Source organism: Cytobacillus sp. FSL K6-0265 (genome assembly GCF_038003465.1).
Taxonomy (GTDB): domain Bacteria; phylum Bacillota; class Bacilli; order Bacillales; family Cytobacillaceae; genus Cytobacillus; species Cytobacillus stercorigallinarum.
In genome coordinates, this window is sequence record NZ_JBBOPE010000001.1 from 4,254,017 (window position 1) to 4,279,438 (window position 25,422).

Sequence of the window (25,422 nt, forward strand, 5' to 3'; positions counted from 1 at the left end):
TTATTCCTCTCCCTTCTGTCCTTTTCTTGCCCGATCGAGCTTTGATTGGAAAGTCACATAATGAGGAAGTTTCAAATGGGAAATGAACCCTGTCGATTCAACAGAATCAATATGCAATAAGACAAACTCCTCGTCATGTGTGGGAAAATCAGATGATGGGTGCTGTAAGCATTGATCTAAAATACTCATCGCTATCGCCTTTGTTTCGTTTTGGCCATAGCACATCCCATAGCCAATTTCAAAGTCGAGGGCTTCTTCACTTTCCTCACTCACGCCCTTTACCGGCACGAATGATTCAACTTCTGTCACTTCAATGGCACCTATATAATATTGCTCTTCCTCACTTTCATTTTGAGATGAAAGGTGAATAGGTATCATACCAACCCTCAACTCCCCTACATTGGGATGCACTTGACCATACCCCCGCATAGAAGCATAACCCAGGGAAGTAACTGCACCTGTCTGTCCTCTTGTTAATGTCTGCAATCTTGCACTTCGATCGGTAGGAAATTGCAAGCTCTTCTTGGTCACATCAAAAGGCTCGCGATTATCATCTACATACGTTTGCACAAGACCGTTTTTCCTTAAATACTCCACCACTTTAGGAAAAACTTGTGATGATGGCTGTTCTCCCCACTGAGCGATTTTTTCCTTATAATGCTGCAACCATTGTTTCTCTTCTTGTTGATTCTCTATTAATAAATCAAAATCTAACAATCTATGGGTATAATCCGTCGTTGCTCCTAATATTTGACCACCAGGGATATCTTTAAAACTAGAAGAAATTCGTCTTGAAATGCACATATCTCCCGTCTCGATTGCTTCGCTATAATACAGGCGTGGTAATGTCGAACGATGGGCACGCAGCGTAAATACAGCCTCCTCCACATTCCCTTCCGATTGTTTAATGGCCAGCGCAGCTAACATAGGCGCATACAGACTAGCTTCAGACATCACCTGATCTACTAAGCCTTTCATCGTGGCAAGAATTGTTTCAATTTCTATATGTCTTTCGCCTTTCAGCCGGTTATAACGAAGGCGTTCAATGGAGGCTTCGATAGCCTCTGTCCCTCCTTTAACGGCAACATATCCCATTATTTACTCACCTCACTAATTACAGTTGTCCTTGGTATACAAATAAGCTTTCCTACTTGGTCCGTTATCACGAGATCGATTCCTAGCGGAAATTCTTTATTTTTTTCCTCTCGCGCTTGGTTGATTCGCTGAGAATAAGCAAGCTTTACACGCTTTTCCTTTTTGATTCCTGGACCTGATAATAGCCATTCTTGTCCTGATGACAACTCTGAGGTCTCAATAATGATGGTGGCTGAAAGTTGAGGGTCTATTAAACTACCTTTTTTCGCCGATTGGATAGCGTCTATTAGACTCGCTTGTGGTAAATCAGCTGTAATGATGATAAAATCGGCTTCACTTTCCTCTACATGCTTGGCTAATGTCAATTGGGCTATTCTTTGGACGAGTGACGTATGGTTCCCTTTAATATGAAAAGTCGCCTCGCTATCGAGTAATGTCATCATCGTTAAAAAGGTAGAATGGTAACAATCGATTGGAAAGTCGATTTGGCACATTTGCTTTGCTAAACTATTCGTTTTACCAGGTTGGGCCATGCAATCCATTACCTTGCGAAAAACAGCTTGTGTGTCATGGACATAATCAAGTGGCATGATTTTCACTCCCTTAAATTGACATCGTTTCAAAGGACACTTTTGTTTCCATTAATTGTGTCTGCTCTTTATTTTCCTGTTTGATGATTGCTTCTTCTTTCGCTTGGAGAAGCTGATTCCATCTCGCAATGATCGGCAATTTTGCGTTATAAGCAGCATCAATGATGGCAAGGTCACGAGACCACTCTTCTTCTAGACCGATGACCATTCCCTTGCCTATAATGCCCTCTATTTCTACCATCGTCTCTGTCATTAATACTTCCCCCAGATAAAATAGGGAACGCTTTGCTGTTTCTCTTACCTTCACCATCGTTAAACCGTTTCTCGGCGCGACTATTTCTTTTACCTCGTGATTTTCGGTAACTTCTCTTGCCATTTCCTGAGCCAACGTGGTTCCGGCCTTCACTAAAATCGTCGTTCTTCTTTTTCGATTCATCTCCCTACCTCCTCTCGCAAGTTCATCGTAACTTGGCGCCAAGCTGTTGTGTTTTAATTTATTTTTAATATTGTGTAAATAAAGATTTACATCGGGCACACATTTGGAATGTCGCCGCATGCAAACCGCCCTTACCTATTGCGGTAAGGGCGGTTTTGCACAGTTAGTATAGTAGTTTAGGAGTAGTGCGCCTTTGTTGATGGTGGGTTTGTTAAGTTGGTCAGTGAAATTAGTGGTTGGTTCTATCTTAGTGGTTTCTTTTCATAGGATGGGGGCCTCTTTTGCCTTCCAGGGAGTTCCGCTGAGTGCGGTGATCCTTTCTTTTCCACCGCCCTCATTCGTTCTATCCCCTCTCTAAATAGCAATCGGCCCCATTTCAACGGAGCCGATACTTAAATTTATCGCTTCTATAAAGGATGCATGTTCGTTCTAGTATTTTTTTGGTTTCTTCGCATACCGTTTGACTTTCTAAACAAATGAGTGGGAGGATATTATTGCATTTTAGCAACTCTTGCTCATCGGTCGAGGGGAATTGCACGCTTAATACTGCTCCGTTATTTGTAAAGTGATGAAAGCCATGTGCTCGGTAATAGGCAAACATGGATGTAATTGTAGGTGCATCATTTTGAATAGTAGGGAAAACCTCTACATTGACATACGATTGATGAATGGCGATGGGCTCCTCATTAATATAGCGAAGTCTTGCCAACATATATGTTTGATTTTCTTGATTAATTTCAATATCTGGGGAAAATAAATTCACCGTTTTCAAATCATAGCCCGATGCAAGCATTTTATCGGTAAAACTTTCTCCACCTGATAAGTGTAAATGAATCGCTTCTGACTCGGGCTTCAGATAACGCCCTTTTCCGCGGACTGAGTAAAGATATCCTCGTCCTTCTAAATGCTGCAATGCTTTTCGTACCGTTATTCTTGGCAACTGAAACTCTTCTGCTAATCGATTTTCAGATGGGAATTTTTCATTGAGCTGATACTCCCCTGCAGTGATTCTTTTCAATAATTCATCAATTAATAACGCTTCACTAGACATCCCACTCACCTCTCCTTTTATTTTAGCAAATGAAGGGCTTTAATTTCAGAATTGAGGAAAGTAAGTTTATAATAAAATTATAGTCAATAAAAAGGAGGAATCATAATGTATGTCGTAACGAATCGCATTAAAATGAAAAAAGGGTTTGCTGAAAAATTAGCGCCTAACTTCACGAAGCCAGGTCCTCTACAAGAAATGAAAGGTTTCGTTAAAGTGGAAACCGTTATTACACAAAACTTAGAAGAACATGATGAATTGAATGTGAATATGTATTGGGAAGATCTTGATAGCTTCCAAGCTTGGAAGGAAAGCGATATATTCAAACAAGCACATAAACGCCCTGAACCAAAACAAGGGGAAGAGCCTAAGGAATCTCCGATGCTTGGTAGCCAACTCGTTATCGGGAAAGTAGCAACAACAGTAGAAGCTATCGAAAAATAAGTTAAGTAGAAGATCGTCGCTGTACGGTCTTCTTTTTTTCATAAAGTTGTTCTCCCTTAGTGATTCTTATACAATATAAGGAAAAATAAGCGTGGTGAAAAGATGTTTACTCTCTTACTAATAGAAGATGATGAAAGCTTATATCGCGAAATCAGAGAAAGATTAGAACAATGGTCATTTAACGTAAATGGCATTGATGATTTTTCAAAAGTAATGGAACGATTTACAGATATTAAGCCTGATCTCGTCATTATTGATATTCAACTGCCAAAATACGATGGCTTCCATTGGTGCCGAATGATTCGTAACCATTCGACCGTACCGATTATTTTCTTATCGTCTCGTGATCATCCGACAGATATGGTCATGTCGATGCAACTTGGGGCCGATGATTTCGTGCAAAAGCCTTTTCATTTCGACGTACTTGTGGCGAAAATCCAAGCTTTATTAAGAAGAGCCTATAACTATACGGCCGATTTTCAGACACTGCAAACATGGTACGGAGCCAAAATTGACTATGAGAAGTATACCGTTACGAACGACCATGGTCAGATTACATTGACGAAGAATGAAATGTTTATTCTCAAGCAATTGCTTCAACATAAAAATAAAACATTAAGCCGCGATGAACTCATTAAAGCGCTTTGGGATGACGAGCGCTTTATTAGTGACAACACATTAACAGTTAATGTGAATCGGCTAAGAAAGCGACTCGAGGAAATCGACTTAGGCAAACATATCCATACAAAGGTAGGACAAGGTTATATGGCAATGGAAGAGGATTATTAATATGTTGATCACTTTTTTAAAAGAACGGATAAGTTGGATCCTCCTCTTCCTCTTCTCCCTCATGCTTATCATTGTATTTGCTTATATTGATCCTGGATTATCCATGTATTCGACCCTTTATATGGTTGCAATCCTACTGGTTATATTCATTATCTTTCTATTCCTGCGGTTTATTAAAGAGGTCTCATACTATCGCCGCTTAAAAAATTGGGCACCTGGACTTGATCTTCACTATTTAGAAGAGGGTCGCTCACCTTTTGAAAAAATCATTGAAGCTAGTCTTAAGAAACAAACCCAGCAATTAGAGATGGAAAACCAACAAATCAACTTAGAAATTGAACAAGAGAAAGATGAATTAATGGGTTGGATCCATGAGGTAAAGACCCCTTTAACGGCAATGAAACTCATCATTGACCGCCTTGAGCACCCAAGCTCGAAATCAGCATTAGCTAGCGAATGGCTACGCATTCATTTACTGCTTGATCAGCAGCTTCACCATAAACGTATGCCAACTTTAGAAAATGATCTCTATATCGAGAAGGTTTCGCTTGAAGAAATTTTATTTAGGGAAATACGAGACTTGCAATCTTGGTGCATGCAAAAAGGGATTGGTTTTGAACTCGACCTCGCCGTGAAAGAAGTGACAAGTGATGGCAAATGGCTCGGTTTTATCATTAGGCAAATTTTATCTAATGCAGTCAAGTACAGTCACTCTACCGATATTACCATTGAATCGGAGGCACTTGGTGACATTAAAGTTCTCACCATTTCAGATAAAGGGAAAGGCATTTCTCAGAAAGATTTACCTCGTATATTCGACAAAGGCTTCACTTCAACCGCTGATCATATAGGACATGCAGCCACAGGAATGGGTCTTTATTTAGCTAAAAAAGCAGCTAATACATTAAAAATAAACATTCAAGTTAACTCAACCATGAATGAAGGGACAACCGTAACACTTGTTTTCCCTAAAACGAATGATTTCGTTAATATAAGAATGCCAACGAAGTGACAATAATGTCACACTTCATGATATTTTGTTCGTTGAATCGAAGGAGAAAGTCTCTCCATCCCTTTACAATGTAGGTAAGCTTAGAAAAAAGGAGCATGTATATGAATATATTAGAAGCACATAAAATTCATAAAACCTACGGAAGTAGAGGGAATAAACAAGAAGTATTAAAAGGATTGGACCTGCAAATAAAGCAAGGTGAATTCGTAAGTATAATGGGCGCATCCGGTTCAGGGAAGACAACCTTACTCAATATTCTTTCGACGATTGATCACTTAAGTTCTGGGTCAATTAGCATTGAAGGCAAAGAAATGACGAAAATGAAAGAAAGACAACTTGCGGAATTCCGTAAGCATTATCTTGGCTTCATTTTTCAAGATTATAATTTACTTGATACGTTGACCGTGAAAGAAAACATCTTACTGCCATTATCAATCAAAAAAGTATCAAAGAATGAAGCCAATAAACGCTTTTCTGAGATCGCCTCTGAATTAGGGATTGAAGACTTAGCGAACAAGTACCCTAGTGAAATCTCAGGGGGGCAAAAACAACGAACATCAGCAGCACGTGCCTTCATTCATGAGCCAAGTATTATCTTTGCTGACGAACCAACTGGTGCCTTAGATTCAAAATCCGCTTCAGATTTACTCAATAAATTAACGAGGCTGAATGAAACAAGGAAATCAACCATTGTCATGGTCACACATGACCCAGTTGCAGCTAGTTACTGCAGTCGCGTGATTTTTATTAAAGATGGACAAATTTACACGCAATTGAACAAAGGTGATGAAAAGAGGCAAGACTTCTTTAAAGATATTATGAAGACGCAAGCCATTCTGGGCGGTGTACAAAATGAACATTAATTTGCTCATTTGGCGCAATTTAAAGAAGAACATCAAGAATTATTATCTCTATGTGTTTGCACTTGCGTTTAGTTCCAGTCTTTATTTCGCTTTCGTCACATTACAATTTGACCCTGCATTAGATGAGGCCAGTGGTACGGTGAAAGGGGCGGCAGCTATTCGGGCAGCTTCTGTTTTACTCATTGTCATCGTTGCTGTATTTCTCTTATTTGCTAACAATCTTTTTATAAAAAGACGTGGGCAAGAAATCGGGCTCTTCCAACTAATCGGTATGACGAAAGGGCAAATCTTCCGTCTACTTACAGTTGAAAATTTCTTATTATATTTCGGTTCTTTAATGATTGGTATTTTCCTTGGTTTTCTTAGCTCAAGGTTTGTGCTAATGATTCTGTTTAAATTAATATCGATCGATGAATTAGCGGAATTACAGTTTTCATCTCAGGCGTTAGTACAGACGTTGATTGTTTTTGCTGTGATTTATTTGCTCATTATGGCAAATAACCTTTTCTTTATTCACCGTCAGAGCATACTATCACTGTTCAAAGTAAAAGCAACTACAGAAGGAACTGTAAAACGTGTCACGGTTGTAGAAATTGTAATTGGTATATTAGGACTTTGCTTTATTGCAACAGGTTATTATGTATCATCCCAACTTTTCAGCGGTGATTTTACATCAGTAAATGAATTATTTCTCGCCATGATTTTCATCCTTGGGAGTGTCATTATCGGCACTTACCTTTTCTTCCGCGGGTCGATTACTTTCATTGGTAATGTCATTCGTAAAGGAAAAGGTGGCTATCTAAACATAACAGATGTCCTCTCTTTGTCATCGATTATGTTTCGTATGAAATCTAATGCCTTATTACTAACGGTAATCACAACCGTATCGGCATTAGCTATCGGTTTACTCTCTTTATCCTATATTCAGTTCTATTCAGCAGAAAAAAGCGCATTTGAACGTGTACAAGCAGATTTTTCTACGAATAGTGAAAAAGAAGCAAACATGCTAACAGAGGCATTCACTGATCATAATATAGCTTATACAGAAGAAACAATGGAAATCGTAGTTGCTACCTTTAATATGGCAGACATGATTCACCTATCTGTGGATCCTGAATCAGCAGGAGTCGATGTACAGAAGATGGAATCGACCGTAGTTAGTGATAAAGATGTGGACGGTTTAGACGTTAAGCCTAATGAAGTATTTTTTACTGGATGGCCTGCCATGTATGATTCCATCATGGATGTAAACGAAAATAGCTCTATTGTGATGCATACAACAGCAAATGAATATAAATTAGACCTTGTTGGTTTAAATGATGAACCCATCATTCCATTTTATTTCACATTTGGTGGTTCTCCTACTGCTGTCGTCGATGACACCGTATATAAGCAATTACAAAACGCATTGAACGATGATTTACAAACAATTTTTAAAGACCAAGGCAACCGTTTTTATAAAATCAACCTCGAAAATCAGGACGATTTAGTAAAAGCAAATGACCTATACGAAACGCTGGATTTCGAACGAAATACTTGGTCCCTGCAATTAGAATTTCAAGGTGTGAAAGAATTTATCGGTTTGACGTTATTTATTACCGGCTTCTTAGGGCTAACATTCTTAATCACTTCAGGCTGTATTATTTACTTTAAGCAAATGGATGAAGGGGAAGAAGAAAAGAATGGCTATACGATTTTACGTAAGCTTGGCTATACTCAGAACGATCTCCTAAAAGGCATTTGCGTAAAACAATTTTTCACTTTCGGTATCCCGCTTATTCTCAGCCTTTTTCATAGTTACTTCGCAGTTAAATCGGGCTGGTTCTTATTCGGAACAGAAATGATGACACCAACTATTATTGTCATGGTTATCTATACTGTGCTTTTTTCCATCTTTGGATTATTAGCAGTTTTACATTATAAGAAAGTGATTAAAGAAGCTTTATAATTAATGAAGAGCACCGTTCATTTTTTAGAATGGTGCTCTTTTAAAGCATTTTTAACATCATAAAAGTTAAATAAAAGGCTTTAATTGTTTTTTAAACTCCTGTACTCTCATAAATCTCCCTTCTCTTAAGTACTCTTTTCCTTCTTTAAAGAGGATGACTGTCGGTACGGAAAAAACCAAAAACTCACCGGCTATTTCGCTTACATCCTGATAGTTAACTTTTCCTAGTTTTACCTTTTGAAACTCCAGTAAACTCTCGGATAATTTGGGATACAATGCATGACATACGCTACAATGGTCACTCCAAATATAAAGTAGGGCAAAGGTATTTTCTTTAATAAATGCTCTAACCTCATTAATTGACTTTAAAACTGAAGGATTATTCACTTTTTCAAACTCCTTAAAAACACAGCATCATTTTTTAGTAATTTTTATTTTTGTCAGTGCTCTCCCTTTTATTTCTAATATTTCGAAAGTAAGGTTGTTTTGTACAATGACTTCACCTACAGCCGGAAAGTGGTCTATTTGCTTTTGTATGTAACCTGCAAGTACATCATCTTCCTCGGGTATATCTGTCTTAAATACAGAATTGAGTTGATATAATGTTATTTTTCCATTACAGATCATTTCTGTGTCAGTCAGTTTATGAATATGCCTTTCAGTATCAAGATCCATTTCATCTTCAATTTCTAACCCGATCATGGCTTCAATAATGTCTTCGTGAGTAACAATTCCTTCTGTTCCACCATATTCATCCAAGACAATTGCTAGATGTTTTTTCTCCACCGTCATTTGGCGAAAAACACGCTCAAGAGAAGAAAATTCATAAATAACTAAGGGATCTGTATCACAGTAATCCTCTAGTGTTTTGTGTGGTTCCGCAGCCCAAGATAATAAGTACTTTGAATGAAAAACTGCGACAATACTATCAATATCCTCGCGATAGACAGGATACCTTGTATACGGATGCTGAATCACAATATCCCTTACTTCTTCAAATGTAGTCGTAATAGGGAGCGCAATAAGGTCTATTCTTGGAGTTTTCAACACATCTTTTACATTTAAATTGTGAAAATTAAGCACACCCTTAATACGATGAGACTCCGCTTTTTTAAAAATCCCTTCCGTATCAGCGATTTCTACCATTGTCCGTAGCTCTTCCTTAGAAATCGATGATTCTTGTTTCTGCCCCTTTGATAATATGCCGGTAATGAAACCAGTTAAGCCATTTAAAATGACTGTCACTGGTTTTAGAATAAAAATGACGGTCCGAATCACAGGATATACAAGATACGATATACGATCAGGGAAAGCTGCTGCAATAGATTTCGGAATGACTTCCGAAAATATAATAATAACTACTGTCAAAATAGCCGAAGCGAGCGCAACATTAAAGCCATATTGAATAGCAAGGGTTGTTACAAGTGTCGGTAGTAAGATATTAGCAATGTTATTACCAATTAGAATCGAAGTAATAAATTCACTTGGCTTTGAGACGATATTAAGAATCTTTTCTGCCTTTTTGTCATGGTTTTTCGCTTTGGTGCGCAGTCTCATCTTATTTGTTGCAGTTAATGCGGTTTCACTCCCTGAAAAAAAGAATGAAACAAATAAGAGAAAAATAATAGCAATAATCAAATCTAGACCCCCTAACAAATGGACAGCATTTAATCGTTATTAATTTATATACCCATAGTATACCTAACTACTCCTTCCAAAAAACCTACTTGATCGACTTTAAAAGAATGATACATTCTAGGCAATAAAAAAAGGCTAGGAACTGCTTTTCGCGCATCCCCTAGCCTTTCATCGTCACCTTATTTTACGCTTTAATAATTTGCAGCTTTTCTTTAATACTTGTTCGCGGCTTTGCTTCAGGTATATGATCAGCATAACCAATCATTAAAGTAGCTACTACTTTCTCCCCTGGTTTGACACCAATCGCTTCACGGAAGACAGGATTGTAAATCCAATCATTGGTCCGCCAAATCATACCGATGCCTCTTTCCCATGCAGCTAATTGGAAGTTTTGAATCATTGCACTCACTGCCCCGTAGTCTTCATCCCATGTTTTCTGACGAGGGTCCTCAGGCATAACAACGACAAGATGCAATGGAATAGAGCGGAAGTAAGCTGATTTATTCTGTGCTTTTTCAGGAATACTACCATCTTTTGCTTTTTGCGATTGACAATAAGCATCAATAAACTTCTCTTTTCCTTCTTCAGCAAAAAGTAATAAGCGCCATGGTTCCGTCATTTTATGATTCGGTGCCCATTTTGCCACCTCTAGTAGCTCTACAATTTCATCTATACTTACAGGATCTTGTTTAAACTTTTTAATCGAACGGCGATCCTTAATAATCTCATCTATCTTTCTTTCCATTTCAAGTCACCTTCTTCTAACAATTTGCTTACCTGCCTATTATACTATTTTCTGAACTTTCTTTCATGTGCAAGCAACCATCCTTTTCTTTCCATGCCACCTGCATAGCCAGTTAATTTCCCATTTGTTCCAATAATTCGATGACAAGGAATAATGATGCTGATTTTATTTTTACCATTCGCGCTACCGACCGCGCGCACAGCTTTTTCATTCCCGATAATGACAGCAATGTCTTTATAAGAAGCCGTTTCACCGAAGGGAATCGTTGTTAATGCTTGCCATACATTCGTTTGAAAGGTTGTCCCATTTAACTCATAAGTGAGATCAAAAACCTCTCTCTTCCCTTGAAAATATTCCTCTAATTGCCGTACGCATGCCTTCATTACATCTGGAGAGTCATCCCTCAATGGTTCTTTAATTTCCGTTCCATCAAGAAATTGAACAGCTGTGATGGCTTTTTCTGTTCCTTCGATGGCTAGCACACCAACAGGAGAATTTATTTGAACAAGCGTTTTCGCCATAACGATCCCACTCCCTCTTTTTTACTTGTATTCTATCATTCTTTCTAAAATTTAGTTAGAGAAAGGAGGAAATTACCTTGTAAGCGCTTAACTATTTATAAGTAAATAATTATTGAAAAGGAGAGGATCAACGAATGAGTTTATTGAACGCATCATTTCACTTAAATCTACAAACAGATTTAAAATTTGGGTATGAGGTCGTTCAACAAGAGCTTGCAGACAAAGTGAAATCGACAGGAAAGAAAAAAGTCTTTATTTGTACAGATAAAGGCTTGATATCATCAGGTGTCGTAGAAAAGGTTACTCAAGTATTAGAGGCTGGATCGATTGAATACGCTGTTTATGCCGATATCGAACCCAATCCGACTGCCCATTCTGTTATGGAAGGCGTGAAGAGTTTCCAGCTAGAAGGTGCCGACTTGATCATTGCCCTTGGTGGCGGTAGCTCCATGGACTTTGCCAAAGGGCTCGCTGTCGCAGTCACGCATCCAGGACATGTGCTGGAATACTCGCTTGGTGGTAAGAAAATAGAAGATAAGTTGCCACTACTTTTCGCGATTCCGACAACAGTCGGAACGGGTTCTGAAGTCACCATAGCAAGTGTCATTACCGATAGCGATGGCGGTAGAAAACTTGTGCTTGGCTCCCCGTTTCTTGTTCCGAAAGTCGTGTTTGTGGACCCCGCACTTACGCTCGGATTACCGCGTAAGCAAGTCGCGGCAACAGGCGCTGATGCACTTGTCCACGCCATTGAATCTTATGTTTCTCTACCTGCTAATCCGTTTACAGACGCTCTTGCCCTACAAGCCATTCGCATGATCTGGTCCTATTTACCACAAACCTACGCACATGCAGATAATTTAGAAGCGCGAGGCCAAGTCCATCTTGCTAGCACACTAGCAGGCATGTCATTTAGCCTTGGCGGACTAGGAATTGTTCATTCCTTATCACATCCGATGTCTGCGCGGTACGGTGTGCCTCATGGTATTGCCAATGCCGTTATTCTGCCAAAAGTCATTGCCTACAACCTTCCTGCCTCTACAGAAAGATATGCGACCATTGCTCGTATGATTGATCCGTCGTTACACGCCGTTGGTTTACAACAAGCAGGCAAAGCACTGATTCCACTAGTAGAAGATTTATTACAGTCTATTGATATTCCAAAAGATTTCACACATCTCGACCACAACTTCACAGATGGAGATATCGCCCAACTTGCAGAAGATGCTATGAATGACCATGGAACCATCCATTACAATCCGAGAAAAGCGGTGAAAGAGGATCTGGAAGCTATTTATAAAGAAGTCCTACCGGTGAATGTCGACCAAAAGGTTTATCATTGATTAGCTAGTTCTCTACCGAGGATAAAGATAATAGGGTTTATCTCATCGTCTTCGTCAAAAAAGCCTGCACAAACACAGACGCCTTAATTCGTGTTTGTACAGGCTTTTATTAAGCAAGAACTGGATATTGCTTTATTTTCTTGTACGCTGTAAAAATTCCTTCGTTCTGTCTTTCTGAGGGGCATTAAAGATTTGCTCTGGTGTGCCTTCCTCAGCAATGACGCCTTTATCCATGAAGACGACGCGGTCCGATACTTCACGGGCGAATTCCATTTCGTGCGTTACGATGAGCATGGTAAGTCCCGTTCCCGCTAGCTCTTTCATGACTTTTAACACTTCACCAACCATTTCCGGATCAAGTGCTGATGTTGGTTCGTCAAACAGCATGACATCGGGTTCCATAGATAATGCTCTTGCAATGGCTACACGTTGTTTTTGACCACCGGATAGTTGCCTCGGTTTTGCTTCTACATACGCATCCATACCAACGACATGGAGATATTTTTTAGCGACTTTTTCGGCCTCTTCTTTTGAACGCTTTAATACTTTTATTTGACCAACAACACAGTTCCCTAACACATTGTGATTATTGAATAAGTTAAAAGATTGAAATACCATGCCAAGGTTTTTTCGATATTGATGGACATTATGTTTATCATCTAGAATATTTTCACCATTATAAATAATTTGTCCACCGCTTGGCTTTTCCAGTAGATTCACACATCGGAGTAATGTTGATTTTCCCGATCCTGATGACCCGATGATTGTGACAACTTCTCCTTTATTTACTGAGAAGTTAATATCCTTTAGTACTTCATGACTCCCGAAAGACTTACTTAACCCTTGAATGTCAACGACCGTACTCATTTTCTCATCTCTCCTTTCCGCCACTTAAGCTCCTGTTGTCTTTCTTTTGATATCCTCTGCTGTGTCCATTTCACCTGCAATGACATAGTTTGCTGGTCCATCCATTCTTCTTTCGATATAGCGCAAAATTAATGTCACAGTATAAGTCATAATGAAATAAATAATACAAACAACAAAGAATGATTCAAAATAGCGGAAATTATTACCGGCAATCGAATTTGTTTGGAAAAACAATTCGGATATCGAGATGACACTTAGTACAGCGGTATCTTTAATATTAATAATGAACTGGTTTCCTGTTGCGGGAAGAATGTTGCGAATGACCTGTGGTAAGACAACATTCATCATTGTCTGTACGTGGTTCATACCGATTGCTTGTGCTGCCTCATATTGACCTTGATCGACAGAGATAATTCCTCCGCGAACGATTTCTGCCATATAAGCACCTGTGTTAATGGAAACAATGACAATACCTGCAATTAACGGATCCATCTGATAACCAAAAGCCATCGCTGCACCGTAAAAAATAACCATTGCCTGTACAATCATTGGCGTACCTCTAAAAAATTCAATATAAGCTGATAATATAAGATTAACGACCTTCAATAATAATCGTTTTGACCCTTTTTCTGGCATTGGGATCGTCCGTAAAACCCCTGATAATAGACCAATTAACGCACCGAAAACGGTACCAATTAGGGCAATTAATAATGTTACACCTGCGCCGCGTAGGAACATTGGCCAATACTCGACTACGATGCGAATAATCCATTCAATACTCATTGATATTATCTCCTTTTCTCTCATAACGATTGGTCCCTTTTTTACCAATCATTCTGCTAAGGATACATGGTCATGAAGAAACTCGACTGTGGAATAGGCTCTTTTTTATTAAAAGTCTCACCTGCTCCACTATGGTATTAAAAAGACAAGTCTCAACTGCAAAATGGTATTTCCTTATCTCGAAACAAAACCGGCTACATCTCATGCAGCCGGCTCATTTAGTTATTCTGCCGCTGGCTGATTCTCAATCGCAGCATCCATCAATTCTTTCTGCTCTTCTTCAGAAATATCTGCAAGGATTTCATTGATTTTATCTGTTAATTCGCTATCTTTTTTCAACCCTACTGCAATGGCAGTATCTTCTTCACTTGTCTCAAATCCTTCAGTAAATTCAACCATCGCAAAATTATCATTAGCAGCTGAAGCACTTACACCTTCTGGGCGTTCAGAAACATAACCGTCAATAATTCCGGACTCTAACGCAACACGCATAGCAGGGAAGCTCTCCATCGCTGTTTGCTGTTGTACGCCGTCAATTTGATTAATCACTGAATAATGAAATGTATTTAATTGGGCAGTAACTTTTGCTCCACTGAAGTCTTGAATCGATGTAGCATTTTCGTAATCGCCACCTTTTTTCACAACCATCACTAAATCAGATTCGTAATAGTTATCGGAAAAATCAATTGTTTCTTTTCGTTCTGCTGTTGGTGACATCCCAGCGATAATGGCATCAATCTTATCTGAGTTAAGAGAAGGGACTAAGCCATCCCATTTTGTTTTCACAATCACTAGTTCTTTCCCTAAGCCTTCTGCTATTTTCTTAGCAATCTCAACATCGTACCCGCCTGCAAACTCTGAATTACCTTCAATTGCTACTGCGCCGTTACTATCATCCATTTGCGTCCAGTTAAATGGCGCATAACCAGCCTCTAGTCCTACACGAAAAACGTCTTTATCTTCTCCACCTGAACCCGTGTTACCTTCTGCTTCGTCACCTGAACCACAAGCAGCTAGAAACATACTCAGTACTAAAGCCATAGCTAGTAAAGCAAATCTCTTTTTCATTTCTATTCCCCCTAATATATTTTTCTATTAATTAAACTATTCCGAATTAAGAAAAAGAATAACAAAAAAGACCTGAGATGAACTCAGGTCCTTGTTATTCTTCCGCCTAAATCCTCTACTTTTCCCATTTTAGAGATAGTGCAACTTAATAAACCGGGTAAGCTTATTAAGACAGTCCTGCAATTATTCACTGCAGACCCAACATGCTATACAATCGGATATAGCACATTTCGGCGATATTTCCTTCTCTTTAGTCTCATCATGCCTTATCACTCTACTAAAGACTGTTAAATACCGCGCCTCTACCCCACCAGAAAAAGTGAGGTTTATTCAATTTGATATCTATTAGGCTACAATAGTTTAATAGCGTCTGTCAATATAAACTCTATGGAAAATTGGTCCTTTTTTCGCACATCCTTTTGATTAGAGGACAATGATCAATATTAAACTTGTTTACTTGAAGCTAGCTCTTTTAGCTGGACACTCAACCGGTTAATATCGGCTACCGAATGATTTACGTTTGATACCATTGCATGTTCATCTTCTATGATGGCAACGATTTCTTCTGTAGCTGCGGCATTTTCCTCTGATATATTCGCCATATTTTCAATCTGTTCTTGAATTTGTTCAAACTTTTCGGTTGCCGCGGAAACCTCGTTTACTCCTCTCACTAACTCTAAGTTGTTTTCTTGTAATGATGTTTGTATTTCGTTGAAAAAGGCAGATATCTCTGTTAACAGTGCTTGTCCCTGCTTTACAGCACCCTCCCCTTCAATAGAGCTTTTACGTGCTTCAAGGGACTGATTGAAAAGGGTATTCGTCACTTCAGAGATCGCCACCGTAATTTCAGCACTTTGCTCAGCTAACTTCCTTACTTCATCTGCAACGACCGCAAAGCCTCGCCCATGCTCTCCCGCTCTTGCTGATTCAATCGCTGCATTTAATGCAAGTAAATTTGTTTGTTCTGCTATTTGTTTAATGCCTGCCAATAATTTATTCACTTGTTCCATACTTGAATGAACATCTGATACCGTCGATGCTGTCACACTAATCGTTGTATTTACAGTATTCATATGTGTTGTAACATCGACAATCTTAGTTAAACCGTCTTGTACTTTTTCATTCATATTCTTCGATTTTTCTACGACGTCCTCTGAAATGGCAACTGACTCTTTTGTGTTTTGTAAAGACTGACTCATAGAATCATTGACAATATTCAAACTGTTCGCTTCTTCTTGAATACTTGTTGCCATCTGTTGAGCAGCTTCTAATACTTGTTGGCTTGACTCATGTATCGTTTCAATATTTTGCTTAAAGAGCCCAATATGATTTTCTAGCGTCACTGTACCTTTATCAATTGAACCAAAAGTGTCTTGCAACTGCATAAGGAGGTCTTTTGACTCTAATTCTTTTTGCTCTGCTTGGTCAATTAATTCCCTCCCCCAACTAGCTAATAAATAAAATAAATACAAAATCCCGTTGCTGACAAGAATAATAGTTACAATACTCCGGACACTATTACTTTCACCCAATAACTGATGGCCGATAATCAAGTAGGTTGCAATAAAACTAACATTATAGAATACCAAAAAAGCAACAATCATTTCTTTTTTAAAATATAGTACCACCATTGCAATCGTTAAGAATAAAATATAATGCTTATTCAAAGCATACCCGTCAATAAAAAAGAGTGCCATCACAATAAGGTTTGGTGTAGCAGCATACAAAAAACCCTTTACGTAATCATTGATACGCAAAAAGTACAGAACAATTGCCATGACAATGACAAACATCCCAGCACTCATAATGACAATTGAATCGCTTATACCCCGGTCAATAACAATGGGGAAGACTAATAAGACAGCTAATATCATTAATCCCCACATATTCACTTTATGAACTCTTAATAATTCATTCTTTTGCGTATCCAATTGTTTCTCCTCCTAATTTCATCCAAAAAGGACTTTCAGCCTATTATTTGGGTTTTTTTTCTTTTATTTCTAGTATTTATTTCGGTATGATTAACTATAATGTTAGTTCTTTACAACTAAATATTTTAGGAGGATACATATGAGAATTGCTATTATGGGAACAGGATCTTTAGGAACGATTATTGGGGCACACTTATCAAAAGGGGTGCATCAAGTGGAATGCATCGATGTAAATACCGATCATATCCATGCATTAAACAGAAACGGTGCAACAGTTGTGGGGACTGTTAACCTAAAGGCCTCTGTGAAAGCCATCACGCCAAATGAAATGACTGGCATTTATGACCTTGTCTTACTTTTAACTAAGCAAGTATACAATAAATCAGTACTCCTACAACTTCAAGCGCATATGAACGAAGCAAGTATATTACTCTCTCTTCAAAATGGTGTTCCAGAAGAAAGTTTAATAGAATCACTTGGTGCAGATCGTATAATCGGTGGCTCTGTAGAGTTTGGTGCTACTTGGGTAAAACCAGGTGTCTCACAATTAACATCAGACAAACAGGCATTCTCTGCGCACGCTTTTCAAATTGGTGAGTTAGACGGACAGATGACTGATCGTGTGAATCAAGTAAAAACCGTTCTTGAAGATGTTGGTGGCACCATCGTGTCAAATAATCTAATCGGTACAAAATGGTCCAAGCTTCTTGTCAATGTAGCGATGAGCGGTATGTCTGCCGCACTAGGTTGTACATATGGGGATATACTGAGTAATGAGGCCGCTGTCACAAGTGCTGTGATGTTGGCTGATGAAACATTGAAGGTTGGTTACGCGAATAACATTCAATTTAGCGAACTGGCTGGTGTAAATGTAGGTATTTTCTCTATTAACGAAGACAAGAGCAATCTACCAAGGGTCATCCAAATTGCTAAACAAGCATTTGGTCCTCAAGCACTGCTCAAAGCTAGTATGCTACAAGATTTAGAAAAAGGATTACAAACAGAAGTCGACTATATTAACGGTTACATCTCAACAAAAGGGACCGCCCTACAAGTTCCTTCACCAGTAAATGATCTTGTCACTAGCTTAATCAAACAAGCGGAAGAAACAAAACAACTGCCGGAGTTTGATAAGAATATTAAAGCTTTTGAATCCCTATTAAACAAAGAAATGGCTGTTCATTAATCCATAATTGAAAGACTGGTGAGACGTTCTAAATCGAACATCTCACCAGTCTTTTTTTCTTCTAATTCGCATGCGGGTTTAGAGAAATAATTGGTTGATACATAAGTATAATCCAGTAAATAAAAGGATTAAGTAAGAAATAATTGAGAAAAACCTTTGGCTCATGACTTTAAATAATAACTGCCCTAAAAATATGCCAATTAGTGCAACAGGAGCCCCGGCCAAACTAGCGAGCCAAACTGTTTGTGTAGTGCCAGCAACAACCATTTGGATAGCCAGACTAATCACATAGATATATAAATAAAAAGCAATTGTCGTCCCTCTCAGACTTTCCATATTCGTTTTTGTGCCCGAAAAATACAATAATAACGGCGGACCTGGCATACCAATACTTGTCGTTAACATACCAGATAACCCACCAGCACCATAATCTCTATTTTTCGTTTGCTTCATCTTCAATTGAGCAATCATCAACACTGTCAAAACTAAAATTAAAACGCCTATACCTATTTTTAACCAATTGAGTGGTAACCAAAGAAAAATGACCATCCCTAAAGGCAACCCACAAATACTACCGATGGTAAGTCGTTTTAACACTTTTTGATCCACGTCAACCTTGACTTTCCCTATCATGACAATCGAAATAAACAAAGATAAAATTAAGTTGATTTGAATGGCTTCCATCGGCTCAAAAAACAGTAGTAAAAATGGCGTCGCTAGAATAGAAAAGCCATACCCCGTACTCGCCTGTAATATAGAAGCAATTAAAATAAGTAGTATATATAAAATGAGCAATTGAGCAAACCACCTTCACTATTCCAGAGACTTTTTCTCCTTCCTCTATTTTACCATTTTAGCTAACAAAACCCTCATAAGATGAGACTTTTTGTTTCACGTGGAACGAGGACTTATCAGCTTAAGATAAAAAAGTGCCTTTTAGTTAAAGTGGTTCAGGCTTTCTTAAATACAAATACAAATACAAATATAAATATAACTATTACCTTTATTACTTCTTTTCTGCCCTAATGATATAAACCGGCTCATTTCCTAATTTCCTCTGAGAGACCATCATTTCTATATGGTCAAAACCTGCATTTTCCATTGCCTTCATCATATCCCCCGATGAAACTCTCGGTCCTCTGGCATCTGCGGTTTTTTCAATATCAATACATAAGAACGTACCTCGAGCTTTTAAGGTGCGATTGATTTCTTCGAGTACGGTAGATAATGGATTTACCTCATGTAGCGAGATGGAAGCAATCGCAATATCTACTTGTTCATCTGCTAATGGGATCTCTTTAAAATTTGCTGTTACGGGCTGAATGTTTGTGATTCCTCTATTCTCAGCTGTAGACTGCAAATAGTTTAAGATTTCCTCATCTAAATCAAGCGCATAAACTGTATCTACCCTTTCTGCAATAGGTAGTGCCACGTACCCTGCACCAGCTCCTATATCTAATACGACATCACTATGGTTGAGGGGGAGATATTGAAATAATTCCTCAGCAGGAGAACGACCAATATGTTCAAGGTTACTAATTTTTCTTTTTACTTTTTCATTCATAAAAAAACCCCTTTTCAATTACAGATATAAAGACTCCATAATAACTATAATTTATTTACTCTTCTTTGTAAATGGTTAATTTTGTAGTGGAAGAAAAAACGGAGCAGCGTTTTTCTGCTCCTTATTAGGATGCCTTTGTTTGGAGAAGCTTAATGCCTAAGCCGACAAAGATCATGCCTGTTACCTTATTAAGGATAAATTCTGCTTTAGGATTATTTCTAAGTTTTTTCGTCGTTGTAGAGGCAAACAGAGCGACAATCGAACACCAAATGGTCCCTGTTACAACATAGGTCATACCAAGTATGATAAAAGGAAGTGGGCCATATCCATTGTCTACAGAAATGAATTGAGGAAGAAATGAAATATAGAAAAGCGCCACTTTTGGATTGGTTAAATTCGTTAGTAAACCTTGAGCAAACACTTTCCTTGCAGTTAAAGGTTTCGTCTTTTTGACCTCAAATTGAGAGGATTTTTGAATGACCATACGTGCGCCTAGATAAATTAAATACGCCGCACCAATCACCTTTATAATAGTAAATAAAATGGCTGATGTCGTTAAAATAAGGGATAGTCCAATAGCAGCTAAAAATGTATGCACCATCGCACCTGTAGATATACCAAGAACAGAGTATATCCCTGCCTTCTTTCCTTGCGAGACACTCCGTGAGACAATATACATCGTATCTGTCCCTGGGGTAATATTCATAATAATCGCGGCGGCTAAAAACACCGTAAAACTTGTGATGCCAAACATTTAATCTGCCCCCCTCAAGTAATAAATTCACTCCTATTGTACTCCTCTCGCGAGAAAATAAATAGAATATTTTAAAAGTTATTTCTGAACGAAGATAGCCATTTCTCACTTCTATCAGAATAAGGCTCTCCTGCCACATGACTATACTCATTAATCACTTTAACTCCAGCAGTCAAAATTCATCATCAATATTTTTTATTATAAGAGATTTCCAAGTAAGGATTGACAGGCCACAATCCCCCATGATTATTCGTGGACCATTTTGTTTAAAATCTCCTCATACATAAAAAATGCCTCCTGATCGATAGAGCATTCAAGGAAGGTAACGATTATTCTCTTGCTGGATGAATAAATGGTTAACGGCTATACTATAAGAGATTCTTACTGAAAATTAGAGGTGTACAACGTGAAGCATGTAAATATTTTGATTGCCGATGATGAGGCGGAAATTGCTGACCTTGTTGGGCTCCATTTGGAAAAAGAAGGCTTTCATATTTTCAAAGTAAATGATGGAGAAGAAGCAGTAAAAATTGTACAATCACACCCCATTGATTTGGCTGTCTTAGATATTATGATGCCCCGTCTAGACGGGCATGAAGTCACTAGAATGATTCGCGAACAAAACTATCTTTTTCCGATCATCTTTTTAAGTGCTAAAACATCAGATTTTGACCGTATCACTGGGCTTGTCATTGGTGCGGATGATTATATGACCAAACCGTTTAATCCTATGGAATTAGTGGCACGCGTCAAATCACAATTACGGCGGACAATGCTGTATAATCAATCAGCTTCAAAAGAAAATATATTAGAGTTTCGAGGACTTACAATTGATCCTGATCAACATAAAGTAACAAAATATGATACGGTCCTCTCTCTCACCCCGAAGGAATTTGATATTCTCCTCTTACTCGCTAACCATCCGAATAAGGTTTTTAGTGCAGAGCATATTTTTCAAACTGTGTGGGGAGATGCTTATTATGACAACCAAAATACAGTGATGGTTCATATTCGCACATTAAGGAAGAAACTTGGTGAAGACAAGAACGAGTTCATTAAAACCGTCTGGGGAGTAGGTTATGCCTTTCATGGTTAATTATAAAATCAGCTTTCAAACGAAACTATTACTACTCGTCTTCGTTAGCATGATAGTAGCTGGCGTAATCACATATGCACTTTTTGCATTTATGCAATATTATTATCATCAGTTTGTATTAATCGGTGATCCTTTAGCTCAAATCAGGTTGGCATTAGGAAATACAGGGCTGATTATTACTTTTGCAATTCTATATATTCTATTTACACTCGTATTATTCAAATTACTTACAAGAAGAATTTCATCGTATTTCAGTCACATTTCACATGGTTTAAAGCAATTAGCTAACAGTGATTTTCAATACGAAACAAAAATCTCTACTAATGATGAGTTTAGCCAGATAGCAATTGATTTAAATACAGCTAGTCTCAAGCTAAAAGAGGCGATTGAGCGTGGAGATTTCGCTGAGTCAAGCCGTGATCAGTTAATTGTCAATCTCGCCCATGACTTGCGGACACCACTCACATCCGTTATTGGCTATTTAGATATTATCAAAAAAGACACTAGCTTAAACGAGGAACAAAAAAAGCATTATACAAACATTGTCTATAAGAAGGCTGGACGGTTAGAAGAATTAATTGATCACCTTTTTGATATTACGAAATTAAATTATGGGAAGCTCTCTATTACGAAAAGTGAAATTAATTTAAGTGAGTTATTATTACAACTCTGTGAGGAAATGTATCCTGTCCTTAAGAAGAACCACTTAGAGGCAAGATTACAATTGCAACCCTCCTTAATGATTGAAGCAGATGGGAGACAATTAGCACGTGTCTTTGAAAACCTCCTCAATAACGCCATACGCTATGGTGTGGATGGTCAATTTATCGATATTCACTCTTCATTAGATGAAGAAGTAGCGGTTGTGCAGATGATTAACTATGGTGATGATATCAGAGAAGAGGACCTGCCTTATATTTTCGATTCCTTTTACACATCCGACCCTTCTCGCGCCCATCAAGAAGGGGGAACAGGGCTAGGGCTATTTATTGCCAAAAATATTGTGGAACAACATGGCGGTCGTATTACTGTCGATAGTACTGTCATACAAACTAAATTTGAGATTAGACTTCCCGTTCATCCATCTACTTTGGATGATTAAAGGGAAATTTTAAGAAAAACTTTAGATTTACCCCTACTTTTTTTTAAGTTTCATTCTTTATCTTTAGTTCTATGAATTGAAGGAGGAATAGACGTATGAAGAAGTGGGGATTTTTTTTAGCCATTATTTTATTTTTATTAATAGCCGTCAATCAATATCTTACTTCCAATAAAGCCAATTTGTTAAGGGATGATATTGAATATACCATTGAGGATAACGAAAACAATGACTTCAAACCCATTCCCTCTAGTCGAAATTTAGCTTTGGAAGAAGATATGATACACGATGGTCAGTTATTACTTGTTAATGAAGACCATCCATTGAAGAAAAATACGATACTAGACGATGTTGTCAACGTATTTGAATATGATGAAATGAATAAAGAATTTGGTCTTATCGATGCTAATATTGAATTATCGATAGATTTATTAAAACGATTTAATGACATGATACATGCAGCTAACAAAGAAGAGGATTATCAATTTTTACTAACGAGTGGTTATCGAGGCTGGGACACACAACAAGCGCTGTATCAGGAAAAAGGTTCAGATTACGCTCTACCTGCTGGCTATAGTGAGCATAATTTCGGGCTTGCCCTTGATGTTGGATCTCAGACAACAACGATGTATAAAGCAAAGGAAGCCGAATGGTTAGAAGAAAAGGCGTGGATGTATGGTTTTATTTTACGATACCCTGAGAATAAAAGTGATATTACCGGCATTTCATATGAGCCATGGCATATTCGCTATGTTGGCTTGCCACATAGTGCAGTTATGCATGAGAAGAATCTTGTGTTAGAGGAGTATTTAAGACTGCTAGAAACAGAGAAGACAATTGACTTTATATTAGATGATGTAACTTATCATATTCGATATTACCCGGTCCATGATAGCAAAACTATTACCTTACCGGATGACGATTACTATCAAATTTCTGGTGATAATAAAGAGGGAGTGATAGTCACTTCTTACTCTCTTTAAAAAAATAACTGAGCTTTGACCATACTAATACATGAGAAACAAGAAAATTACCCGAGTGATGTGCACAATTCAGCATGCACACCACTCGAGTATAATTAAGCAGGACTTCATAACCGCTGTTATAATACATCTTTCTCCATACCCAATCTTTGAACCACATCTGCTCGATCGACTTCATCAATCCAGTTACCATACTTTTCATATAGCTGCCTCAGTATCTGAACATTGCGGGCAATGACTTCACAGCCACGATCATCGTATATGAAAAAGATGACATCTCTCGTTAAATTAATCAAGAAAACATCTGGATAATTGACATGATAGCCACCAAAACGTGGTTTTAAAGGAAAGTCTTCATGAGCAGCTGCTTTTATAAGTGATTCTATTTGTATGTCTCGGCACTGACATAATAAAGAGAATTGCTGTAATTGGTATACGTCTGCATCCTCCGCTTCAAAAGGGTAAGGCATGGTTTCCACCTGAAGTTGATACAACTTTTTACATTGCTTCAAATGAGATTGGTAAACCTTTAATTTTCTCGTTCTCTTTTCTTTTTCAACCATTTTATACATATTAGTCACTAGCATCACTTCATCCTCGCTAGCAAATAACTCATTAAAAAGGGTTGTTGCCTGTTCATAAACAAGCTCAAATCTATCCATATTTAACTGACCTTGTTCGTTAAATTGGTAGATTTCTCTAGCGAACGTGAAAGGAATACCGATATTCCATTGCTGATAAATACTTGGCATTAGTTTTAATCCTGGAAAATGAGACTGCAAATAGTTTGATAACTCCATAGAAGCCCTTTCTTACATGATTGCATATTGTTCATTTAACACATCGGTAATAAACATATGACCAGGTGCATGCGTAATCATAATCTCTGGTTTTGCCCGCATCGCCACCGCTTGTGGGGTCACGCCACATGCCCAAAATACAGGAACTTCTCCATCTTTAATGGTCACCGCATCTCCGAACTCAGGCTTGTTAATATCTTTAATCCCTATTTTTTCAGGATTTCCTAAATGTACCGGGGCACCGTGGACTGAAGGAAAACGACTCGTTACTTGAATAGCCCTTATCGCATCCGCTTCTTTCATTGGTCTCATACTTACCACCATCGGGCCTTCAAACATACCAGACTTTACACATTCAATATTAGTTTCATACATAGGCACATTGCAGTTTTCTTCAATATGCCTGATTGGAATATGATTATTTAACAGCGCTTCTTCAAAAGTAAAGCTACATCCAATTAGGAAGCCAACCATATCTGTGCGCCAATAACCGGTTGCATCCTGCACCTCATCCACAAGTTCTCCATGCTTATATATACGGTACTTAGGGATATCTGTCATAATATTGCCGTTTGGTGCGGCTAACTTTGGTATAACTGATCCGACCTCTGTTACATCTATAATCGGACAAGGCTTTTGGTTTCTTTGACAAAATAATAAAAAGTCAAAGGCAAGTTCTTTTGGTAATACAGCTAAATTCGCTTGGATAAAGCCATTAGCAATGCCAGCAGTGGGCTGCTTCCAATGACCGTCCCTAATCTGCTTACGTGCTTCTTCAGGACTTACTGTTGTTAAATTCAATCTCATTCACACCTTTCA

At 38.2% G+C, this 25,422-nt stretch carries 27 protein-coding genes and 1 riboswitch; of the genes, 10 read left to right on the forward strand and 17 right to left on the reverse strand.

Annotation, left to right across the window (positions count from 1 at the left end):
- The 4 genes from MHH73_RS21505 to MHH73_RS21520 form a co-directional block, all read right to left on the reverse strand.
- Nucleotides 1-1,095 (reverse strand): carbon-phosphorus lyase complex subunit PhnI, encoded by a 1,095-nt coding sequence (locus tag MHH73_RS21505; RefSeq protein WP_341069412.1) that lies wholly within the window; start codon nucleotides 1,093-1,095, stop codon nucleotides 1-3.
- Nucleotides 1,095-1,685 (reverse strand): phosphonate C-P lyase system protein PhnH, encoded by a 591-nt coding sequence (phnH, locus tag MHH73_RS21510; RefSeq protein WP_341069415.1) that lies wholly within the window; start codon nucleotides 1,683-1,685, stop codon nucleotides 1,095-1,097. Before phnH ends, MHH73_RS21505 begins: the two co-directional genes overlap by 1 nt.
- A 13-nt stretch (nucleotides 1,686-1,698) precedes the next feature.
- The gene (phnG, locus tag MHH73_RS21515) at nucleotides 1,699-2,121 is read right to left on the reverse strand and encodes a phosphonate C-P lyase system protein PhnG (RefSeq protein ID WP_341069417.1); all 423 of its coding nucleotides are present in this window, start codon (nucleotides 2,119-2,121) and stop codon (nucleotides 1,699-1,701) included.
- A gap of 376 nt (nucleotides 2,122-2,497) precedes the next feature.
- The gene (locus MHH73_RS21520; RefSeq protein WP_341069421.1) at nucleotides 2,498-3,172 is read right to left on the reverse strand and encodes a GntR family transcriptional regulator; all 675 of its coding nucleotides are present in this window, start codon (nucleotides 3,170-3,172) and stop codon (nucleotides 2,498-2,500) included.
- Between the two features lie 105 nt (nucleotides 3,173-3,277).
- Between MHH73_RS21520 and MHH73_RS21525 the strand changes: the two genes are divergently transcribed.
- From MHH73_RS21525 to MHH73_RS21545, 5 genes are all read left to right on the forward strand, one after another.
- Complete coding sequence (locus MHH73_RS21525; RefSeq protein ID WP_191816937.1) at nucleotides 3,278-3,613, forward strand: heme oxygenase; 336 nt, start codon at nucleotides 3,278-3,280, stop codon at nucleotides 3,611-3,613.
- A gap of 102 nt (nucleotides 3,614-3,715) precedes the next feature.
- Nucleotides 3,716-4,402, forward strand: a complete 687-nt coding sequence (locus MHH73_RS21530; protein WP_341069424.1) for a response regulator transcription factor — start codon at nucleotides 3,716-3,718, stop codon at nucleotides 4,400-4,402.
- A 1-nt stretch (nucleotide 4,403) separates the two neighbouring features.
- A complete protein-coding gene (locus tag MHH73_RS21535; protein WP_341069427.1) occupies nucleotides 4,404-5,414 on the forward strand; it encodes a sensor histidine kinase in 1,011 nt (336 codons plus the stop codon).
- 101 nt (nucleotides 5,415-5,515) lie between these two features.
- Nucleotides 5,516-6,277 carry an ABC transporter ATP-binding protein gene (locus MHH73_RS21540; RefSeq protein ID WP_341069430.1) on the forward strand — a complete coding sequence of 254 codons (762 nt, stop codon included), beginning with the start codon at nucleotides 5,516-5,518 and terminating at the stop codon, nucleotides 6,275-6,277.
- Nucleotides 6,267-8,225: an ABC transporter permease gene (locus MHH73_RS21545; RefSeq protein ID WP_341069433.1), complete on the forward strand. Its 1,959-nt coding sequence runs from the start codon at nucleotides 6,267-6,269 to the stop codon at nucleotides 8,223-8,225. Before MHH73_RS21540 ends, MHH73_RS21545 begins: the two co-directional genes overlap by 11 nt.
- A gap of 66 nt (nucleotides 8,226-8,291) precedes the next feature.
- Here the strand turns inward: MHH73_RS21545 and MHH73_RS21550 are convergent, their stop codons facing one another.
- The 4 genes from MHH73_RS21550 to MHH73_RS21565 form a co-directional block, all read right to left on the reverse strand.
- Nucleotides 8,292-8,612 (reverse strand): thioredoxin family protein, encoded by a 321-nt coding sequence (locus MHH73_RS21550; protein ID WP_341069436.1) that lies wholly within the window; start codon nucleotides 8,610-8,612, stop codon nucleotides 8,292-8,294.
- 27 nt (nucleotides 8,613-8,639) lie between these two features.
- Nucleotides 8,640-9,863 carry a hemolysin family protein gene (locus tag MHH73_RS21555; RefSeq protein WP_341069439.1) on the reverse strand — a complete coding sequence of 408 codons (1,224 nt, stop codon included), beginning with the start codon at nucleotides 9,861-9,863 and terminating at the stop codon, nucleotides 8,640-8,642.
- A gap of 184 nt (nucleotides 9,864-10,047) precedes the next feature.
- Nucleotides 10,048-10,608, reverse strand: coding sequence for a nitroreductase family protein (locus MHH73_RS21560; protein ID WP_341069442.1), 561 nt, complete (start codon nucleotides 10,606-10,608; stop codon nucleotides 10,048-10,050).
- Nucleotides 10,609-10,652: 44 nt separating this feature from the next.
- Complete coding sequence (locus MHH73_RS21565) at nucleotides 10,653-11,129, reverse strand: methylated-DNA--[protein]-cysteine S-methyltransferase (RefSeq protein WP_341069444.1); 477 nt, start codon at nucleotides 11,127-11,129, stop codon at nucleotides 10,653-10,655.
- Between the two features lie 134 nt (nucleotides 11,130-11,263).
- Here MHH73_RS21565 and MHH73_RS21570 point away from each other — a divergent pair, with 134 nt between their 5' ends.
- Nucleotides 11,264-12,472: an iron-containing alcohol dehydrogenase family protein gene (locus MHH73_RS21570; protein ID WP_341069447.1), complete on the forward strand. Its 1,209-nt coding sequence runs from the start codon at nucleotides 11,264-11,266 to the stop codon at nucleotides 12,470-12,472.
- A 132-nt stretch (nucleotides 12,473-12,604) separates the two neighbouring features.
- Here MHH73_RS21570 and MHH73_RS21575 read toward each other — a convergent pair whose 3' ends face one another.
- The 4 genes from MHH73_RS21575 to MHH73_RS21590 all read right to left on the reverse strand — a co-directional run bounded on the left by MHH73_RS21575 (nucleotide 12,605) and on the right by MHH73_RS21590 (nucleotide 17,121).
- Nucleotides 12,605-13,339, reverse strand: coding sequence for an amino acid ABC transporter ATP-binding protein (locus tag MHH73_RS21575; protein WP_191816947.1), 735 nt, complete (start codon nucleotides 13,337-13,339; stop codon nucleotides 12,605-12,607).
- A 24-nt stretch (nucleotides 13,340-13,363) separates the two neighbouring features.
- Nucleotides 13,364-14,122 carry an amino acid ABC transporter permease gene (locus tag MHH73_RS21580; protein ID WP_191816948.1) on the reverse strand — a complete coding sequence of 253 codons (759 nt, stop codon included), beginning with the start codon at nucleotides 14,120-14,122 and terminating at the stop codon, nucleotides 13,364-13,366.
- Nucleotides 14,123-14,344: 222 nt separating this feature from the next.
- Nucleotides 14,345-15,190: a transporter substrate-binding domain-containing protein gene (locus tag MHH73_RS21585; protein WP_341069450.1), complete on the reverse strand. Its 846-nt coding sequence runs from the start codon at nucleotides 15,188-15,190 to the stop codon at nucleotides 14,345-14,347.
- A gap of 128 nt (nucleotides 15,191-15,318) precedes the next feature.
- A riboswitch (Lysine riboswitch) is annotated at nucleotides 15,319-15,503 on the reverse strand.
- 130 nt (nucleotides 15,504-15,633) lie between these two features.
- Complete coding sequence (locus MHH73_RS21590) at nucleotides 15,634-17,121, reverse strand: methyl-accepting chemotaxis protein (protein WP_341069452.1); 1,488 nt, start codon at nucleotides 17,119-17,121, stop codon at nucleotides 15,634-15,636.
- A gap of 139 nt (nucleotides 17,122-17,260) precedes the next feature.
- On the opposite strand from MHH73_RS21590, the gene MHH73_RS21595 reads away from it, so the two are divergent.
- Entirely contained in the window at nucleotides 17,261-18,307 is a 1,047-nt protein-coding gene (locus MHH73_RS21595) for a ketopantoate reductase family protein (protein ID WP_341069454.1), read from the forward strand.
- A 78-nt stretch (nucleotides 18,308-18,385) separates the two neighbouring features.
- Here MHH73_RS21595 and MHH73_RS21600 read toward each other — a convergent pair whose 3' ends face one another.
- The 3 genes from MHH73_RS21600 to MHH73_RS21610 all read right to left on the reverse strand — a co-directional run bounded on the left by MHH73_RS21600 (nucleotide 18,386) and on the right by MHH73_RS21610 (nucleotide 20,625).
- Entirely contained in the window at nucleotides 18,386-19,102 is a 717-nt protein-coding gene (locus MHH73_RS21600; RefSeq protein WP_341069456.1) for a sulfite exporter TauE/SafE family protein, read from the reverse strand.
- Between the two features lie 211 nt (nucleotides 19,103-19,313).
- Nucleotides 19,314-19,871, reverse strand: a complete 558-nt coding sequence (locus MHH73_RS21605) for a class I SAM-dependent methyltransferase (protein ID WP_341069459.1) — start codon at nucleotides 19,869-19,871, stop codon at nucleotides 19,314-19,316.
- A gap of 124 nt (nucleotides 19,872-19,995) precedes the next feature.
- Entirely contained in the window at nucleotides 19,996-20,625 is a 630-nt protein-coding gene (locus MHH73_RS21610; RefSeq protein ID WP_341069463.1) for a LysE family translocator, read from the reverse strand.
- Nucleotides 20,626-21,031: 406 nt separating this feature from the next.
- Between MHH73_RS21610 and MHH73_RS21615 the strand changes: the two genes are divergently transcribed.
- The 3 genes from MHH73_RS21615 (at nucleotide 21,032) to MHH73_RS21625 (ending at nucleotide 23,803) form a co-directional block, all read left to right on the forward strand.
- Entirely contained in the window at nucleotides 21,032-21,721 is a 690-nt protein-coding gene (locus tag MHH73_RS21615) for a response regulator transcription factor (RefSeq protein ID WP_191816953.1), read from the forward strand.
- The gene (locus tag MHH73_RS21620) at nucleotides 21,714-22,823 is read left to right on the forward strand and encodes a HAMP domain-containing sensor histidine kinase (RefSeq protein WP_341069466.1); all 1,110 of its coding nucleotides are present in this window, start codon (nucleotides 21,714-21,716) and stop codon (nucleotides 22,821-22,823) included. The genes MHH73_RS21615 and MHH73_RS21620 overlap by 8 nt, the downstream gene beginning before the upstream one ends.
- A 95-nt stretch (nucleotides 22,824-22,918) precedes the next feature.
- The gene (locus tag MHH73_RS21625) at nucleotides 22,919-23,803 is read left to right on the forward strand and encodes a M15 family metallopeptidase (protein WP_341069469.1); all 885 of its coding nucleotides are present in this window, start codon (nucleotides 22,919-22,921) and stop codon (nucleotides 23,801-23,803) included.
- A gap of 119 nt (nucleotides 23,804-23,922) precedes the next feature.
- Here the strand turns inward: MHH73_RS21625 and MHH73_RS21630 are convergent, their stop codons facing one another.
- Nucleotides 23,923-24,603 carry a DUF3885 domain-containing protein gene (locus tag MHH73_RS21630; protein ID WP_341069472.1) on the reverse strand — a complete coding sequence of 227 codons (681 nt, stop codon included), beginning with the start codon at nucleotides 24,601-24,603 and terminating at the stop codon, nucleotides 23,923-23,925.
- 12 nt (nucleotides 24,604-24,615) lie between these two features.
- A complete protein-coding gene (locus tag MHH73_RS21635; RefSeq protein WP_095371426.1) occupies nucleotides 24,616-25,404 on the reverse strand; it encodes a putative hydro-lyase in 789 nt (262 codons plus the stop codon).
- Nucleotides 25,405-25,422 lie beyond the last annotated feature (18 nt).